The sequence below is a fragment of the Burkholderia sp. HMSC10F09 genome, assembly GCF_001806955.1.
Taxonomy (GTDB): Bacteria; Pseudomonadota; Gammaproteobacteria; order Burkholderiales; family Burkholderiaceae; genus Burkholderia; species Burkholderia multivorans.
In genome coordinates, this window is record NZ_KV786915.1 from 1 (window position 1) to 16,217 (window position 16,217).

Below are 16,217 nucleotides of genomic sequence, written 5' to 3' on the forward strand. Positions count from 1 at the left end.
GGCCTGCCGCTCGCGCCGGCGCTCGACATGCTGTCGCGCACGCGCACGCACGGCGGCCTGCCGCGCATCGCCGCCGGCCTGGCGCGCGAGATCGTCGACGGGCAGCGCTTCGCGGCCGCGCTCGCGCTGTACCCGTCGCAGTTCGGCACGCTGTATCGGCAACTGATCGAGGTCGGCGAAGCGTCGGGCGCACTCGGCACGGTCCTGATGCGCATCGCCGAGCATCGCGAACGTGCGGACGCGCAATGGCGCAAGCTGCGCACGGCGCTCGCCTATCCGGCCGTCGTGATCCTGTTCGCACTCGCGATCGCGGCCGCGCTGATGGTGTGGGTCGTGCCGACCTTCCGGCAGATCTTCGACGGTTTCGGCACCGCGCTGCCGGCGCCGACCCGTGCGCTGCTCGCGCTCTCGTCCGCGCTGTCGGCATCGGGCGGCGCATTGGCCGCCGGCGCCGCCGCAACTGCGCTCGCCACGCAATACGCGTTGCGGCGCTCGCCGACGCTGCGATACGCGCTCGCGCGGCAGGCGTTGCGCGCGCCGCTCATCGGCGACACGCTGACGCGATACGCGGCCGCGCGCTGGTGCCGCTCGCTCGCGACGCTGCTCGGCGCCGGCGTGCCGCTCGCCGACGCGTTCGCGACGCTCGAACGAACGGCCGGCCACCCCGTGTTCGAACGGGCGAGCACGCAGATCGCCGCGCGCGTGCTGCGCGGCGCACGCCTGGCCGACGCGATGCAGGCGAGCGGCTGCTTCCCGGACGACATCGTGCAGCCGATCGCCGTCGCCGAAGAAACCGGCGCGCTCGACACGATGCTCGCGGACATCGCGACGTTGTCCGAACATCAGCTCGACGCACGTATCGACACGCTGGCCGCACTCGGCGAACCGCTGATCGTGATCGTGCTCGGCGCGCTCGTCGGCGGGCTCGTAATCGCGATGTATCTGCCGATCCTTCAGCTCGGCAACGTGGTGTAGCATCGCAGCGCACTGTCGCCCTTTTTGTCGGAACCCCTCAGCATCATGACGCCCGCGCCCCTGTACGCCGCCTCTTCTGCGCCCGAGAGCACGCTGCTCGCCCTGGCGATGCTGCCGCCTGCCGCGCAGTATGCGTTCGCGGTCGTGCTCGGCCTGTGCGTCGGCAGCTTCGTCAACGTGGTCGTGCACCGGTTACCGGTGATGATGCAGCGCGCGTGGCAGCGCGAGATTGCCGACGCAACCGGCAATGCGGCGGCCGCACCCGACGACGGCTATCCGCTGCGCTACGACCTCTGCCGTCCGCGCAGCGCCTGCCCGCATTGCGGCCACGTGTTGCGCGCGTGGGAAAACATCCCGCTCGTCAGCTATCTGCTGTTGCGCGGGCGCTGCAGGCAGTGCAGCCGTCCGATCGGCGCGCGCTATCCGCTCGTCGAGCTGGCCGGCGGCCTGCTCGCGGCCGGCTCGCTCGCGGCCTTCGGGATGACGGGCACCGCGCTGGCCGCGTTCGGCCTGTGCGCGGCGCTGCTCGCGATGAGCGCGATCGACATGCGCACCGGCTACCTGCCCGACTCGATGACGCTGCCGCTCTTGTGGGCCGGCCTCGTGCTGAATCTCGGCGGCACGTTCGCGTCGCTGCGTTCGGCGGTGATCGGCGCGATGGCCGGCTATCTGTTCCTGTGGTCGATCTACTGGCTGTTCAAATGGCTGCGCGGCATCGAGGGCATCGGCTTCGGCGACCTGAAACTGCTCGCGGCGCTCGGCGCGTGGCTCGGCTGGGCCGCGCTGCCGCAGGTCGTGCTGTTCGCAGCCGTGACGGGCGCGCTCGTCGGGCTCGTCGCGACCTGGCGCGGCCGCATGCGTTTCGAGGAGCCGATTCCGTTCGGCCCGTTCCTTGCGGCCGGCGGGGCGGCGACGCTGTTTTTCGGCACCCCTTTTTATTCCGCGCTCGGAGGCTGACACATGTTTTCAGTGGGACTCACCGGCGGTATCGGCAGCGGCAAGACGACCGTCGCCGATCTGTTTGCCGCGCGCGGCGCGTCGATCGTCGATACCGACGTGATCGCGCACCGTATTACCGCGCCGGGCGGTCTCGCGATGCGCGAGATCGAGCGTACGTTCGGGCCGGATTTCGTCGCCGCCGACGGCTCGCTCGATCGCGCGAAGATGCGCGCGCTCGTCTTCAGCGACGACGCTGCGCGCCGCCGCCTCGAAGCGATCACGCACCCGCTGATCCGCGCGGAAACCGATCGCGAAGCGCGCGAAGCGCAAGGCGCGTACGTGATCTACGTCGTGCCGCTGCTCGTCGAATCGGGCAACTGGAAGGCGCGTGCCGACCGGATACTCGTCGTCGACTGTCCGGTCGAGACCCAGATTGCGCGCGTGATGCGGCGCAACGATTTCACGCGCGAGCAGGTCGAAGCGATCATCGCGCGGCAGGCGACGCGCGAGGCGCGTCTTGCCGCGGCCGACGACGTGATCGTCAACGACGCGGCGACGCCGGCGGCACTCGCCGCGCAGGTCGATGCACTGCACCAACGCTATCTGCAGCACGCGGCAACGATGCGCTAACGATGCGCTGAACGCGCGCGCACTCGTGATGGCGTACGAAATTGGCGCGTTGCTAGGGTAGAGTGTGAGCATTAGAATGTCCTGCATTGTTTCCATCCCTATCCGAGAGGCGAGCGCGCTTGATTCTTTACGAGTATCCGTTCAATGAGCGAATTCGCACGCTGCTGCGCCTCGAAGACTTGTTCGAGCGCTTCGCGTTCTTTTTGGCTCAAGAGGACCCGCGGGAACATCACGTCGCGCTGACGACGCTGTTCGAAATCGCCGAGGTGACGGGCCGCGCGGACCTGAAATCGGATCTGATGAAGGAGCTCGAACGTCAGCGCCAGACGCTCGCGCCGTTTCGCGGCAATCCCGGCATCGAACAGAACGCGCTCGAAGCCGTGCTCGGCGAGATCGAGCAGACGCTCGCCAATCTCGCGCAAATGCAGGGCAAGACGGGGCAGCATCTGGTCGACAACGAATGGCTCGCGAGCATTCGCAGCCGCGCGGTGATCCCCGGCGGCACCTGCAAGTTCGACCTGCCGTCGTACTACGCATGGCAGCAATGGCCCGCCGAGCAGCGGCGCCAGGACATCGCGAAGTGGATCATGCCTTTGCTGCCGCTGCGCGACGCGGCGACGATCGTGCTGCGGCTCGCGCGCGAATCGGGTCAGGCGTCGAAAGTGATGGCGATGCAGGGCAGCTATCAGCAGATGCTGTCCGGCCGCAGCTATCAGCTGATGCAGGTGCGTGTGCCGCGCGAACTGCACGTGATACCGGAAGCGAGCGCGAACAAGTACATGCTCTGGGTGCGGTTCACGATGCAGGACGGCGACGTGCGGCCGCGCGCGGTCGACATCGACGTGCCGTTCCAGCTGACCTTGTGCAATCTGTAACGGCCGCGTGCCGGATCGTTTTTTCGTATGGTTACCGTTGTCAAATGTCCGTCGTGCGGCGTAGCAGTGCGCTGGACGCCCGAGAATCAATTCCGTCCGTTTTGTTCGGCCCGCTGCAAACAGCTCGACCTCGGTGCATGGGCGTCCGAAAAGTACCGGATCGGCGGCTCGGACGATGCGCCGCTGTCCGATGAGGACGGCACGGACGAACACCGCGACAACTGAGCGGCGCGCGACGCCGCCCGGTATTCGAAGCGACCGGCCGCACGGGCCGGCCGCGGCGACGTCAGCGTGACGCCGCCTCCTGCTCGAGCAGTGCCAGCACCGGCAGCGCCGCGGGCAGCAGCGGCGCGACGTCGACCGGCAGCGGCTGCCAGACGAACGCCTGCCCTTCCTTGCTGTGCGGCTCGCCCCTCCAGCCCGTGACCTTGCAGAAATACAGCCGCACGTACGCGTGCGGATAGTCGTGCTCGAGCGTGTGCCAGCGATGGCTCGCCGTGACGACGATGCCGAGTTCCTCGTGCAGTTCGCGCGCGAGCGCATCCTCGACGCTCTCGCCGGCCTCGAGCTTGCCGCCCGGAAATTCCCAGTAGCCTTCGTACGGCTTGCCCTGCAGCCGCTGCGCGAGCAGGTAGAGGCTGCGGCCGGTCGCGTCGTCGGACTGCACCATCACGCCGACCGCGACTTCGGTCACCTTGCGCCCGTCGGGTGCGTGCGCGGCGGACGCCACGCCATCGACGCCGCTCATGCCTGCTCCTTGCGGCCCGACCAGTCGCGCGCGAATTGCCATGCGACGCGTCCCGAACGCGACCCGCGCTCGAGCGCCCACACGAGCGCGTCGCCGCGCGCGGTCTCGATTTCCGCTTCCGGGCAACCGAAATGGCGCAGCCAGTGCGCGACGATGTCGAGATAGTCGTCCTGCTTGAACGGGTAGAAGCTGACCCACAGCCCGAAACGCTCGGACAGCGAGATCTTTTCCTCGACAACCTCGCCGGGATGGATTTCGCCGTCCGGCAAATGCTTGTACGTCTCGTTGTCGCTCATGTACTCGGGCAGCAGATGGCGGCGGTTCGACGTCGCGTAGATCAGCACGTTGTCCGATTGCGCGGCGATCGAGCCGTCGAGCGCGACCTTCAGCGCCTTGTAGCCCGACTCGCCGTCCTCGAACGACAGGTCGTCGCAGAACACGATGAAGCGCTCGGGGCGCGGCGAGATCAGCTCGACGATGTCGCCGAGATCGTGCAGATCGTCCTTGTCGACTTCGATCAGGCGCAGCCCGTCGTTCGCGAACGCGTTCAGGCACGCCTTGATCAGCGACGACTTGCCGGTGCCGCGCGCGCCCGTCAGCAGCACGTTATTGGCCGGCTTCTTCTGGACGAACTGCCGCGTGTTCTGCTCGATCAGCCCTTTCTGGCGATCGATGTTGTGCAGATCGTCGAGCGTGATCGTCGACACGGCCGGCACCGGCTGCAGATAGCCGCGCCCCTGGCGCTTGCGCCAGCGGAACGCGTGCGCCGCGTTCCAGTCGACGGCTGCCGGCGCGGGCGGCAGCATGGATTCGAGGCGGCCGAGCAGCGCTTCGGCCCGCGTCAGAAATTGTTCGAGCTTGTCCATGTCGTTCGAGCGCCCCCGATCAGGAGCGGTAATCCGCGTTGATGCTCACGTAATCGTGCGACAGGTCGCACGTCCAGATCGTTGCTTGCGCGTCGCCGCGACCGAGCAGCACGCGGATCGTGATCTCGCTCTGCTTCATCACGCGCTGGCCGTCCTCTTCCCGGTAGGCCGGGTTGCGGCCGCCCGCCTTCGCGACGAGCACGTCGTCCAGATACAGGTCGATCTTGTCGACGTCGAGATCCGCGACGCCCGCGTAGCCGATCGCCGCGAGAATCCGACCGAGGTTCGGGTCCGATGCGTAGAACGCCGTCTTGACGAGCGGCGAGTGGCCGATCGCATAGGCGATCTGCCGGCACTCGGCGACGCTGCGCCCGCCTTCGACCTGCACCGTGATGAACTTCGTCGCGCCCTCGCCGTCGCGCACGATCAGCTGCGACAGCGTCTGCGCGAGCGCCGTGACCGCATCGCGCAGCGCCGCGTAGGCCGGCGAGTCGGTCGACGTGATCGCCGGCAGCGTGCTCTTGCCGGACGCGATCAGCATGAACGAGTCGTTCGTCGACGTATCGCCGTCGATCGTGATGCAGTTGAACGAGCGGTCGGCGACTTCCTTCACGAGCGTGTCGAGCACCGGCTGCGCAACCGCTGCATCGAAGGCGAGGAAGCCGAGCATCGTCGCCATGTTCGGCTTGATCATCCCCGCGCCCTTGCTGATGCCCGTCAGCGTGACCGTGTGGCCGTCGATCGTCACGCGGCGCGACGCGGCCTTCGGCAGCGTATCGGTCGTCATGATCGCCTGCGCGGCGTCGTACCAGTTCGCGGCAGCGCGGTTCGCCAGCGCGGCCGGCAGGCCCGCCTTCAGCCGATCGATCGGCAGCGGTTCGAGGATCACGCCGGTCGAGAACGGCAACACCTGCGACGGCTCGATGCCGGCCAGACGCGCGAGTTCGACGCAGGTTTCGCGCGCGTTCGCAAGGCCCGGCTCGCCCGTGCCCGCATTGGCGTTGCCCGTATTCACGACGAGCGCACGGATCCCGGCGCCGCCCGCGCGCACCTTCGCCAGATGCTCGCGGCATACGGTGACGGGCGCCGCGCAAAAGCGGTTCTCGGTGAACACGCCGGCGACCGTCGCACCTTCGTCGACGGAGATGACGAGCACGTCCTTGCGATTCGGCTTGCGGATGTTCGCTTCGGCCCAGCCGAGCGTGACGCCGGCGACGGGACGCAGTTGGGCGGGATCGATCGACGGAAAATTGACAGCCATGGGGCACACCTGCCGAAAGGAAAATGCCGGCGCGCGCCGGCATCGATTGGACGAACCGGCGGCCGCTCGCGCGCGCCGCCGCAACTCAGATCACTGACGTCAAGCCAACACGACGCGGCGCACAGGGCACGCCGCGCCGCCGATCATGACAGCTTGCCGTGACAGTGCTTGTACTTCTTGCCGCTGCCGCACGGGCACGGGTCGTTGCGGCCGACCTTCGGCATTTCGCCGCCGGGGCCGCTGTGCGCCATCGCGCTGCCGACCATGTCGGCCGTCGCGGCGGCCGCGGCGACTGCCGCACCGCCGGCCGCCGGCGCGCCGGCTTCCGCGAACTCCGCGTGCTGATACTCGACGTTCTCGAGATGACTGCTGCGCTCCTCGATCTGCTCGGCCGCCTCTTCGAGCTGCTCCGGCGACTGGATCTGCACGTTCATCACGATCCGCGTGACTTCCTGCTTGATCGCCTCGAGCATCGCTGCGAACAGCTCGAACGCCTCGCGCTTGTATTCCTGCTTCGGATTCTTCTGCGCGTAACCGCGCAGGTGGATGCCCTGACGCAGGTGGTCGAGCGCCGCCAGGTGCTCGCGCCACAGGCGGTCGACCGTCTGCAGCATGACGGAGCGCTCGAACGCGCTGAACGATTCGCGGCCGACCAGCGCAACCTTCGCTTCGTACTGCTCGTCGGCGGCCGTCGTCACCGCGTCGAGGATCTCGTCCGCCGTGATCGACGACGACTCGTTCACCATTTCCTGAATCGCCAGATCGAGCTGCCAGTCGTTGCGCAGCGCTTCCTCGAGCTCGGGCACGTCCCACTGCTCTTCGATGCTGCCTTCCGGCACGAACTGGCGGACGACGTCGGCGATCACGCTGTGACGCATCGCGGTGATCGTCTCGGTGATGTCGTGCGCTTCGAGCAGTTCGTTGCGCTGCTGGTAGATGACCTTGCGCTGGTCGTTCGCGACGTCGTCGTACTCGAGCAGCTGCTTGCGGATGTCGAAGTTGCGCGCTTCGACCTTGCGCTGCGCGGACTCGATCGAACGCGTGACGATGCCGGCCTCGATCGCCTCGCCTTCGGGCATCTTCAGACGATCCATGATCGCGCGCACGCGGTCGCCCGCGAAGATGCGCAGCAGCGGATCGTCGAGCGACAGATAGAAGCGCGACGAGCCCGGATCGCCCTGACGGCCCGCACGGCCGCGCAGCTGGTTGTCGATCCGGCGCGACTCGTGACGCTCGGTGCCGATGATGTGCAGGCCCCCGGCCGCCTTCACCTGCTCGTGCAGCGATTCCCACTCGTCATGCAGCTGCTGGATGCGGCGCGCCTTCTCGTCGGCCGGAATCGACTCGTCGGCCTCGATGAACGCGGCCTGCTTCTCGACGTTGCCGCCGAGCACGATGTCGGTACCGCGGCCGGCCATGTTGGTCGCAATCGTGATCGCACGCGGGCGGCCGGCTTCCGCGACGATCGCGGCTTCGCGCTCGTGCTGCTTCGCGTTCAACACTTCGTGCGGCAGCCCGGCCTGCTTCAGCAGGTGCGACAGCAGCTCCGAGTTCTCGATCGACGTCGTGCCGACGAGCACCGGCTGACCGCGCTCGTAGCAGTCGCGGATGTCGCGGATCACCGCGTCGTAGCGCTCCTTGGCCGTCTTGTAGATCTGGTCCTGCTTGTCGATCCGCTTCGGCGGACGGTTGGTCGGAATCACGACCGTCTCGAGACCGTAGATCTCGTTGAATTCGTACGCTTCGGTATCGGCGGTACCGGTCATGCCCGCGAGCTTCGCGTACATCCGGAAGTAGTTCTGGAACGTGATCGACGCGAGCGTCTGGTTCTCGCTCTGGATCTTCACGTGCTCCTTCGCCTCGACCGCCTGATGCAGGCCGTCGGACCAGCGGCGGCCCGCCATCAGGCGGCCCGTGAATTCGTCGACGATGACCACTTCGCCGTTCTGCACGACGTAGTGCTGATCCTTGTGGAACAGCGTGTGCGCGCGCAGCGCGGCGTACACGTGATGCATCAGCGTGATGTTCTGCGGCGCGTACAGGCTTTCGCCCTCGCCGATGAGGCCCCACTCGGCGAGCAGGCGCTCGGCCTTTTCGTGGCCCGACTCGGTCAGGAACACCTGGCGCGACTTCTCGTCGAGCGTGTAGTCGCCCGGCTTCTCGACGCCCGTGCCGTCGGCCTTCTCCTCGCCGATCTGGCGCTCGAGCAGCGGCGGCAGCGCGTTCATCCGCACGTACAGCTCGGTGTGATCCTCGGCCTGGCCGGAGATGATCAGCGGCGTGCGCGCTTCGTCGATCAGGATCGAGTCGACTTCGTCAACGACTGCAAAGTTCAGTGCACGCTGCACGCGTGCGCCGGTCTCGTAGACCATGTTGTCGCGCAGGTAGTCGAAGCCGAACTCGTTGTTCGTGCCGTACGTGATGTCGGCCGCGTACGCCTGCTGCTTCTGGTCGTGCTCCATCCCGGACAGGTTGATGCCGACCGACAGACCGAGGAAGTTGTAGAGGCGCGCCATCCATTCGGCGTCGCGCTGCGCGAGATAGTCGTTGACCGTCACGACGTGCACGCCGCGGCCCGACAGCGCATTGAGGTAGACGGGCAGCGTCGCGACCAGCGTCTTGCCTTCGCCGGTGCGCATTTCGGCGATCTTGCCGTAGTGCAGCACCATGCCGCCGATCAGCTGCACGTCGAAGTGGCGCATCTTCAGCACGCGGCGGCTCGCCTCGCGGCAGACCGCGAACGCTTCGGGCAGCAGCTTGTCGAGCGACTCCCCGGCCGCGACACGCTGGCGGAATTCGTCCGTCTTGCCGCGCAACTGGTCGTCCGTCAGCTTCTCGATCTGCGTTTCGAGCGCATTGATCGCCGCGACGGTCTTTTGGTATTGCTTGACGAGCCGCTGGTTGCGGCTGCCAAAAATTTTCTGGAGAAAACCGGTTGTCATCGGATCGGATCCTGCGTCGCAGCACCGGCGCCCGGCGCGTGTTGCGCGCCCCGACGCCCGAGCCCCGGCGGCTTAGCGAATGGGTGGACTCAAACGTCGAATTTTAGCACGCGAGGGCGCACGCGCCCGTGTCTCGGCGGGATCCCGGTTGCGCGCCGCATGCGCGTCGCGAGCGCCGAAACCCGCGCGGGCGCGGGCCGGCGCGAGTACAATCGGCGGCAACCTCCGCGCGCGTGCGCGCCCGAAGAATGACTCGATGACCCGCTTTTCCAACCGTTTCGGCCCGCTCCCCGCGTATCGCCCGCAGCCCGTGTCCGAAGTGCTCGGCCGCGCCGATGCCTTCGCCGCACTGCGCGCCGGCGTCGAGCAGGTCGCGTCGCTGCAGCGCGACCTCGCCGCGTTGCTGCCCGACTATCTGGCGGCGCACGTCGAACCGGGCTTCGTGAAGGACGGCACCCTGACCCTCTTTGCCGCCCACAACGCGCTCGCGGCCCGCTTGCGGCAGGTCGAACCGCGCCTGCTCGCCGATCTGCAAAAACGCGGCTGGCCCGTGTCGACGCTGCGCGTGCGCGTGCGGCCGAAGGACGCGCCGGAACCGGCGCCGCAGAAGCAGGCGCGCATGACACCGGCCGGCGCGGCCGCGTTGCGCGATCTGGCCGACCATCTCGCGCCGTCGCCGCTGCAGGCCGCGCTCGCGCGGATGGCCGCGCGCCACGGCGCGAAGAAGACGCCGCGCTGAGCACGCGGCGCGCAAGCGAAACGCAATAAAAAAGCGGCCCGCAGGCCGCTTTTTTTACAGATTCGACTTGCCGCGCTTACGCGAAGGCCGTCTGCGTATCGAACGCGAAGCCGCTCGGCGCAGCTTGCGGATCGTCGAACGTGACGATCTCGTAAGCGTCCTCGTGTGCGAGCAGTTCGCGCAGCAGCGCGTTGTTCAGCCCGTGCCCCGACTTGTACGCGGTGTACGACGCGAGCAGCGGATGGCCGACCACGTACAGATCGCCGATCGCATCGAGCATCTTGTGCTTCACGAATTCGTCGTCGTAGCGCAGGCCGTCGTTGTTCAGGATGCGGTACTCGTCGAGCACGATCGCGTTGTCCATGCTGCCGCCGCGCGCCAGGCCCAGTTCGCGCATCATCTCGACTTCGTGCGCGAAGCCGAACGTGCGCGCGCGCGCGATCTCGCGCACGTACGACGTGTTCGCGAAGTCGACCTCGAGCGCCTGGCCCGTCTTGTCGACCGCCGGATGACGGAAGTCGATCGTGAATTTCAGCTTGAAGCCGAAGAACGGATCGAGACGCGCGAACTTGTCGCCGTCGCGCACTTCGACCGGCTTCTTGACCTTGATGAAGCGCTTCGGCGCATTCTGCTCTTCGATGCCGGCCGACTGGATCAGGAACACGAACGATGCCGCGCTGCCATCCATGATCGGGATTTCCTCGGCCGTCACGTCGACATACAGGTTGTCGATGCCGAGCCCCGCGCACGCGGACATCAGGTGCTCGATCGTCGACACGCGCGCGCCATCCTTCTGCAGCACCGATGCGAGCCGCGTGTCGCCGATCGACATCGCGCTGGCCGGAATATCGACCGGCGTGGGCAAGTCGACGCGCGAAAACACGATCCCCGTGCCCGGCGCGGCGGGACGGAGCGTCAGTTCGACCTTGCGGCCCGAGTGGAGACCGATACCGACGGTCTTCACGATCGATTTGATGGTGCGCTGCTTCAGCATGATGTTCTTTGTCTTGATTGAAGATTCCAATCAGGAGTTATCTTCGATAGGCGTGATTATAGCGTAATTCCCTATTCAACGCCGTTTGAAACTGCGTATCAATCTGTTTCGACTGTTTACCCGCGCCGATACGGGACGGGCCGATGCCCGGAACGGAGGCGTTTCCGGTCATCGGCCCGTGTTACAACTGCCCTGAGCCCGGTAGGCGGCGTTGCCGGCAAGCAACGGCGCACCGCACGATCAGGACGTCAACGTCGCGAGCACGCTCGCCGCATCGCTCACTTCGAATTTGCCCGGCGCTTCGACGGCCAGCGTCTTGACCACACCGTCGTCGACCACCATCGCGTAGCGCAGGGAACGGATTCCCATGCCACGCGCGGACAAATCCTGCGTCAGCCCCAGCGCATGAGTGAAAGCCGCGCTGCCGTCCGCCATCATGCGCACCTTGCCCGCGGTGTGCAGATCACGTCCCCATGCGCCCATCACGAATGCGTCGTTGACGGACACGCACCAGATCTCGTCGATGCCCGCCGCGCGCAAGCGCTCCGCGTGCTCGACATAGCCCGGCACATGCTGCGCCGAGCAGGTCGGCGTGAAAGCGCCCGGCAATCCGAAGATCACCACACGCTTGCCCGCGACCTGTTCGCGCACGCTGAAGGCGTTCGGCCCCAGCGTGCAGCCCTCGCGCGCGTCGTCGACGAATTCGAACAGTTGCGCGTCGGGCAGCGCGTCGCCCACTTGAATCATGGCTGGTCCCTCATAGCGATACGGTTTTTCGGCATGTTGCGGACAGCACGACCCACCCCGCTTCGCGCAAGCGAAGAGGGCACGTCTCCCGGCCCGGCGTCGTCTCGACGCGGCCTGTTGCGGTTCGTGGCATCCGTCACGCCGGCGTTACCGCGGCGACACCGCCGCGGCTTCGCCTGTGTATGCGTCAGTCGGCCTGCTTGCGCAGGAAAGCCGGAATGTCGTACGTGTCGACACCCTTCTCCTGCAGCGCCTGCACGTGCGATGCCGCGGTTTCGCGCGAGTTGCGCCACACCGCCGGCGTGTCGAGCGCGCCGTAGTCTGCCGTGCTGACGTGGTGCGGCTGTGCGTAGCCGTGCGAAACCGCGTTGACCGGCTGGTTGTCGGTACCGGTGCGCAGCAGCGTCATCGGTGCCGACTGCTGCTTCTTCGCCGCACGGCCCAGACCCGTCGCCACGACCGTCACGCGCAGCGCATCGCCCATCGCGTCGTCGTACACCGCACCGAAGATCACCGTCGCGTCTTCCGCCGCGTAGCTCTTGATCGTGTTCATCACTTCGCGCGTTTCCGACAGACGCAGCGAACGGCTCGACGTGATGTTGACCAGCACGCCGCGCGCGCCCGACAGATCGACGCCTTCGAGCAGCGGGCTCGCCACGGCCTGTTCCGCCGCGAGGCGCGCGCGATCGACGCCGGCGACCGTCGCCGTGCCCATCATCGCCTTGCCCTGCTCGCCCATCACCGTCTTCACGTCTTCGAAGTCGACGTTCACGAGACCGTCGACGTTGATGATTTCCGCGATGCCGGCCACTGCGTTGTTCAGCACGTCGTCCGCGCACTGGAAGCACTTGTCCATCTCGGCGTCGTCGCCCATCACGTCGAACAGCTTGTCGTTGAGCACGACGATCAGCGAATCGACGTGATCCTCGAGCTGCTGCGAACCGGCTTCCGCGACGCGCATGCGCTTGCCGCCTTCGAACTCGAACGGCTTGCTGACCACGCCGACGGTCAGAATGCCCATCTCCTTCGCGATCTGCGCGACGACCGGTGCCGCGCCCGTGCCGGTGCCACCGCCCATGCCGGCCGTGATGAACACCATGTGTGCGCCGCGCAGTGCGTCCGCGATGCGCTCACGCGCTTCCTCGGCCGCTGCACGGCCCATTTCCGGCTTCGCGCCGGCGCCAAGGCCGGTATTGCCGAGCTGGATCACCGACGGTGCACGCGAACGCGACAGCGCCTGCGCATCCGTGTTCATCACGATGAAGTCGACGCCTTGCACGCCGCGGTTGATCATGTGCTGCACGGCATTGCCGCCAGCGCCGCCAACGCCGACCACCTTGATGATGGTGCCGTTGGTTTCGGTTTCCAGCATTTCGAATTCCATTGTTGCCTCCGTCAAGAAAATTACCGCTACTCGGCCGTTATTCGGCAGGAGATCGGGCAACCCCCTGTCGCGCGCCAGCCGCCGGCACCAGCGCGAATTTCGATTCGGTTCTCCGCACGCTCGGTTTGCCGAGCCACGCGGCGCTTAAAAATTGCTCAGGAACCACTCCTTCATCCGCGAGAAGATCTGCCCCGCGTTGCCGGACTGCACCGCAACCTTGCGGCCGCGCATGCGCTGCGCGCTGCCTTCGACGAGCAGCCCCATCGCCGTCGAATAGCGCGGATTGCGCACGACGTCGGCAAGACCGCCCGCGTACTCGGGCGCACCGATGCGCACCGGCTTCAGGAAAATGTCCTCGCCGAGCTCGACCATGCCCGGCATCATCGCCGCGCCGCCGGTAATGACCACGCCGGAGCTCAGCAGTTCTTCGTAACCCGATTCGCGCACGACCTGCTGCACGAGCGAGAACAGTTCCTCGACGCGCGGCTCGATCACGGCCGCGAGCGCCTGGCGCGACAGCGTGCGCGGACCGCGCTCGCCGAGACCCGGCACTTCGACCATCTCGTCCGGATCGGCGAGTGCCTGCTTCGCGATTCCGTAGCCGACCTTGATGTCTTCCGCATCGGGCGTCGGCGTGCGCAGCGCCATCGCGATGTCGCTCGTGATCTGGTCGCCGGCGATCGGAATCACGGCCGTGTGACGGATCGCGCCTTCCGCGAAGATCGCGATGTCGGTCGTGCCGCCGCCGATGTCGACGAGCACCACGCCGAGATCCTTTTCGTCTTCGGTCAGCACCGCGAGCGACGACGCGAGCGGCTGCAGGATCAGGTCGTTCACCTCGAGCCCGCAGCGGCGCACGCACTTGACGATGTTCTGCGCGGCGCTGACCGCGCCCGTCACGATGTGCACCTTCACTTCCAGCCGGATCCCGCTCATCCCGATCGGCTCGCGCACGTCTTCCTGCCCGTCGATGATGAATTCCTGCGTGAGGATGTGCAGCACCTGCTGGTCCGTCGGGATGTTGATCGCCTTCGCGGTCTCGATCACGCGCGCGACGTCCGTCTGCGTGACTTCCTTGTCCTTGATCGCGACCATCCCGCTCGAATTGAAGCTGCGGATATGGCTGCCCGCGATGCCGGTGAACACGTTGGTGATCTTGCAGTCGGCCATCAGCTCGGCTTCCTCGAGCGCGCGCTGGATCGATTGCACGGTGGCCTCGATGTTGACCACCACCCCTTTTTTCAGACCCTTCGATTCGCTCTGGCCCAGACCGATCACCTCGTAATGGCCTTCGCCCTTCAGCTCGGCGACGATGGCCACCACCTTCGACGTGCCGATGTCGAGGGAAACCAGCAGATCCTTGTAGTCTTTGCTCATAAAGTGCTCTTGCGTGTGATCTCTCGTTACTTCTTGCGCTTGTCGGTATCGGTCAGGAACCGCATGCTTGCCGCGCGAATCGCGAATCCGTTCGGATAGCGCAGGTCCGCGTACTCGATGTCGTTGCCCCAGCGCTCCGTGACCGCCGGCCACGCGGCGACGAGGCGCTGGCTCCGGTCATGCAGCGTGTCGTTGTTGCGCTCTCTGCCCAGCTCGACCTGCATCCCGTTCGACAGCTTCACCGTCCACGCGTAGCGCGCCGACAGCGTCACTTCTTCCGGCGCCGCCTTCAGCGGCGCAAACCATTTCTCGAAGTCGCGATACCGCGCGACGACTTCCTTCGCACTGCCCTCCGGGCCGTCGAACGCGGGCAGTTCCCGATCGAGCTCGCCCTGGTTCGCGGTGAACAGCTCGCCGTCGACGCTCACGAGCTGGCTGCTGCCCCAGGTACCGAGCGGCTTGTACTCTTCCAGCGTCACGGCGAGCGCGTTCGGCCACACGCGGCGCACGCTCGCGTGCCGCACCCACGGCATCTGCTCGAACGCGGCGCGCGCCGTGTCGAGATCGACCGTGAAGAAGTTGCCCTTCAGCCGGCCGACGAGCCCCGCACGCACCGTCGGCGTGTTGATGTGCTCGGTGTCGCCGTCGATCCGTATCTCGCGCAGCGTGAACGTCGGACGCTGAATCAGCCAGTAGCAGCCGGCCGCCGCCAACACGAGCAGCAGCAGCGCGTACAACGCGCTGGCGGCAAGGTTGAGTTGGCGAACGTTGTTCCACATACGTGTTCCGTTTCCGCGTCAGTCGTTGAGCGTGAGCGACAGCACCTTCACGACCAGTTCCGAATAGCTGATGCCGATTGCGCGCGCGGCCTTCGGCGGCAGCGAGTGGTCGGTCATGCCCGGTGCCGTGTTCACTTCGAGGAAGTACGCGTTGCCGGCCGCGTCGAGCATAAAGTCCGCCCGGCCCCAGTCGGTGCAGCCGAGCACGTCGAACGCGCGGCGCGCGAGGCGCTTCAGCTGCGCTTCCTGGTCGGCCGGCAGCCCGCACGGGATCAGGTATTGCGTGTCGTCGGCCACGTACTTCGCGTGATAGTCGTAGAACTCGCCGGCCGGCACGATCTTGATCAGCGGCAGATCGAGATCGCCGGCGATGCACGCCGTGTATTCGCCGCCGCCTTCGATGCTCTTCTCGACGATCACGATCTTGTCGTGCGTCGCGGCTTCCGCGAGCGCGGCCGGCAGCGCGTCGGCCGTCTTCACCTTCAGCACCGCGACGCTCGAGCCTTCGCTCGCCGGCTTCACGAACAGCGGCAGGCCGAGCTTCGCGACGATCTCGGTCGCGCGCGCGGCGTAGTCGTCGTCGCGCATCACCGTCTCGAACGGCGGCGTCGGCACGCCCGTCTGCTGCCACACGAGCTTCGTGCGGAACTTGTCGAGCCCGAGCGCCGAGCCGAGCACGCCGCTGCCCGTGTAGCGAATGCCGTAGAAATCGAGCGCGCCCTGGATCTGGCCGTTCTCGCCGTAGCCGCCGTGCAGCGCGTTGAACGCGCGCACGAAGCCTTCGTCCTTCAGCGCCGACAGCGGCCGCTCGGCCGGGTCGAACGGATGGGCGTCGACGCCTGCGTCGCGCAGCCCCTGCAGCACGAGGCGGCCCGAGGTGAGCGACACCTCGCGCTCGGCGGATTCGCCGCCGAACAACACCGCCACCTTGCCGAAACGTTTCGGATCGATCCCGCTCATG

General features: G+C 66.8%; 16 protein-coding genes. 6 read left to right on the forward strand and 10 right to left on the reverse strand.

Annotation, left to right across the window (positions count from 1 at the left end; translation table 11 throughout):
* The 5 genes from HMPREF3115_RS26350 to HMPREF3115_RS26370 form a co-directional block, all read left to right on the forward strand.
* The coding region (locus HMPREF3115_RS26350; RefSeq protein ID WP_070556747.1) for a type II secretion system F family protein at positions 1 to 975 on the forward strand (975 nt) is incomplete at its 5' end.
* Between the two features lie 45 nt (positions 976 to 1,020).
* Positions 1,021 to 1,932: a prepilin peptidase gene (locus tag HMPREF3115_RS26355; protein ID WP_006407629.1), complete on the forward strand. Its 912-nt coding sequence runs from the start codon at positions 1,021 to 1,023 to the stop codon at positions 1,930 to 1,932.
* A gap of 3 nt (positions 1,933 to 1,935) precedes the next feature.
* The gene (gene coaE, locus HMPREF3115_RS26360) at positions 1,936 to 2,544 is read left to right on the forward strand and encodes a dephospho-CoA kinase (protein ID WP_006407630.1); all 609 of its coding nucleotides are present in this window, start codon (positions 1,936 to 1,938) and stop codon (positions 2,542 to 2,544) included.
* Between the two features lie 119 nt (positions 2,545 to 2,663).
* On the forward strand, positions 2,664 to 3,419 hold the full coding sequence (gene zapD, locus HMPREF3115_RS26365) for a cell division protein ZapD (RefSeq protein WP_006400426.1): 756 nt from the start codon (positions 2,664 to 2,666) through the stop codon (positions 3,417 to 3,419).
* A gap of 27 nt (positions 3,420 to 3,446) precedes the next feature.
* On the forward strand, positions 3,447 to 3,644 hold the full coding sequence (locus tag HMPREF3115_RS26370) for a DNA gyrase inhibitor YacG (protein ID WP_070556749.1): 198 nt from the start codon (positions 3,447 to 3,449) through the stop codon (positions 3,642 to 3,644).
* Between the two features lie 61 nt (positions 3,645 to 3,705).
* On the opposite strand, the gene HMPREF3115_RS26375 is transcribed toward HMPREF3115_RS26370, so the two are convergent.
* The 4 genes from HMPREF3115_RS26375 to secA all read right to left on the reverse strand — a co-directional run bounded on the left by HMPREF3115_RS26375 (position 3,706) and on the right by secA (position 9,236).
* Entirely contained in the window at positions 3,706 to 4,167 is a 462-nt protein-coding gene (locus tag HMPREF3115_RS26375) for an NUDIX domain-containing protein (RefSeq protein WP_070556751.1), read from the reverse strand.
* Entirely contained in the window at positions 4,164 to 5,033 is an 870-nt protein-coding gene (locus HMPREF3115_RS26380; protein ID WP_006407632.1) for an ATP-binding protein, read from the reverse strand. Before HMPREF3115_RS26380 ends, HMPREF3115_RS26375 begins: the two co-directional genes overlap by 4 nt.
* Positions 5,034 to 5,052: 19 nt before the next feature.
* Positions 5,053 to 6,294, reverse strand: a complete 1,242-nt coding sequence (gene argJ / locus HMPREF3115_RS26385; RefSeq protein WP_070556753.1) for a bifunctional glutamate N-acetyltransferase/amino-acid acetyltransferase ArgJ — start codon at positions 6,292 to 6,294, stop codon at positions 5,053 to 5,055.
* Positions 6,295 to 6,437: 143 nt separating this feature from the next.
* Positions 6,438 to 9,236 carry a preprotein translocase subunit SecA gene (gene secA / locus HMPREF3115_RS26390; RefSeq protein WP_006407635.1) on the reverse strand — a complete coding sequence of 933 codons (2,799 nt, stop codon included), beginning with the start codon at positions 9,234 to 9,236 and terminating at the stop codon, positions 6,438 to 6,440.
* Positions 9,237 to 9,492: 256 nt separating this feature from the next.
* On the opposite strand from secA, the gene HMPREF3115_RS26395 reads away from it, so the two are divergent.
* A complete protein-coding gene (locus HMPREF3115_RS26395; RefSeq protein ID WP_006400433.1) occupies positions 9,493 to 9,975 on the forward strand; it encodes a DciA family protein in 483 nt (160 codons plus the stop codon).
* Between the two features lie 76 nt (positions 9,976 to 10,051).
* On the opposite strand, the gene lpxC is transcribed toward HMPREF3115_RS26395, so the two are convergent.
* The 6 genes from lpxC to HMPREF3115_RS26425 all read right to left on the reverse strand — a co-directional run bounded on the left by lpxC (position 10,052) and on the right by HMPREF3115_RS26425 (position 16,216).
* Complete coding sequence (gene lpxC, locus HMPREF3115_RS26400; RefSeq protein ID WP_012214184.1) at positions 10,052 to 10,969, reverse strand: UDP-3-O-acyl-N-acetylglucosamine deacetylase; 918 nt, start codon at positions 10,967 to 10,969, stop codon at positions 10,052 to 10,054.
* Positions 10,970 to 11,209: 240 nt separating this feature from the next.
* Positions 11,210 to 11,716, reverse strand: a complete 507-nt coding sequence (locus tag HMPREF3115_RS26405) for a peroxiredoxin (RefSeq protein WP_006407636.1) — start codon at positions 11,714 to 11,716, stop codon at positions 11,210 to 11,212.
* A gap of 187 nt (positions 11,717 to 11,903) precedes the next feature.
* Positions 11,904 to 13,100, reverse strand: coding sequence for a cell division protein FtsZ (gene ftsZ, locus HMPREF3115_RS26410; RefSeq protein WP_006400436.1), 1,197 nt, complete (start codon positions 13,098 to 13,100; stop codon positions 11,904 to 11,906).
* A 144-nt stretch (positions 13,101 to 13,244) separates the two neighbouring features.
* Positions 13,245 to 14,477, reverse strand: coding sequence for a cell division protein FtsA (gene ftsA / locus HMPREF3115_RS26415; protein WP_006400437.1), 1,233 nt, complete (start codon positions 14,475 to 14,477; stop codon positions 13,245 to 13,247).
* Between the two features lie 26 nt (positions 14,478 to 14,503).
* Positions 14,504 to 15,256: a cell division protein FtsQ/DivIB gene (locus tag HMPREF3115_RS26420; RefSeq protein ID WP_006400438.1), complete on the reverse strand. Its 753-nt coding sequence runs from the start codon at positions 15,254 to 15,256 to the stop codon at positions 14,504 to 14,506.
* Between the two features lie 18 nt (positions 15,257 to 15,274).
* Complete coding sequence (locus HMPREF3115_RS26425; protein ID WP_006400439.1) at positions 15,275 to 16,216, reverse strand: D-alanine--D-alanine ligase; 942 nt, start codon at positions 16,214 to 16,216, stop codon at positions 15,275 to 15,277.
* Position 16,217 lies beyond the last annotated feature (1 nt).

What these genes read in the sequence shown, in the direction of transcription:
- HMPREF3115_RS26420 (WP_006400438.1), bottom strand. Translation starts at nt 15,256, where the DNA reads ATGTGGAACAACGTTCGCCAACTCAACCTTGCCGCCAGCGCGTTGTAC.
- HMPREF3115_RS26370 (WP_070556749.1), top strand. Translation starts at nt 3,447, where the DNA reads ATGGTTACCGTTGTCAAATGTCCGTCGTGCGGCGTAGCAGTGCGCTGG.
- secA (WP_006407635.1), bottom strand. Translation starts at nt 9,236, where the DNA reads ATGACAACCGGTTTTCTCCAGAAAATTTTTGGCAGCCGCAACCAGCGG.
- ftsZ (WP_006400436.1), bottom strand. Translation starts at nt 13,100, where the DNA reads ATGGAATTCGAAATGCTGGAAACCGAAACCAACGGCACCATCATCAAG.
- lpxC (WP_012214184.1), bottom strand. Translation starts at nt 10,969, where the DNA reads ATGCTGAAGCAGCGCACCATCAAATCGATCGTGAAGACCGTCGGTATC.
- ftsA (WP_006400437.1), bottom strand. Translation starts at nt 14,477, where the DNA reads ATGAGCAAAGACTACAAGGATCTGCTGGTTTCCCTCGACATCGGCACG.
- HMPREF3115_RS26405 (WP_006407636.1), bottom strand. Translation starts at nt 11,716, where the DNA reads ATGATTCAAGTGGGCGACGCGCTGCCCGACGCGCAACTGTTCGAATTC.
- HMPREF3115_RS26425 (WP_006400439.1), bottom strand. Translation starts at nt 16,216, where the DNA reads ATGAGCGGGATCGATCCGAAACGTTTCGGCAAGGTGGCGGTGTTGTTC.
- HMPREF3115_RS26375 (WP_070556751.1), bottom strand. Translation starts at nt 4,167, where the DNA reads ATGAGCGGCGTCGATGGCGTGGCGTCCGCCGCGCACGCACCCGACGGG.
- HMPREF3115_RS26355 (WP_006407629.1), top strand. Translation starts at nt 1,021, where the DNA reads ATGACGCCCGCGCCCCTGTACGCCGCCTCTTCTGCGCCCGAGAGCACG.
- HMPREF3115_RS26380 (WP_006407632.1), bottom strand. Translation starts at nt 5,033, where the DNA reads ATGGACAAGCTCGAACAATTTCTGACGCGGGCCGAAGCGCTGCTCGGC.
- HMPREF3115_RS26395 (WP_006400433.1), top strand. Translation starts at nt 9,493, where the DNA reads ATGACCCGCTTTTCCAACCGTTTCGGCCCGCTCCCCGCGTATCGCCCG.
- coaE (WP_006407630.1), top strand. Translation starts at nt 1,936, where the DNA reads ATGTTTTCAGTGGGACTCACCGGCGGTATCGGCAGCGGCAAGACGACC.
- argJ (WP_070556753.1), bottom strand. Translation starts at nt 6,294, where the DNA reads ATGGCTGTCAATTTTCCGTCGATCGATCCCGCCCAACTGCGTCCCGTC.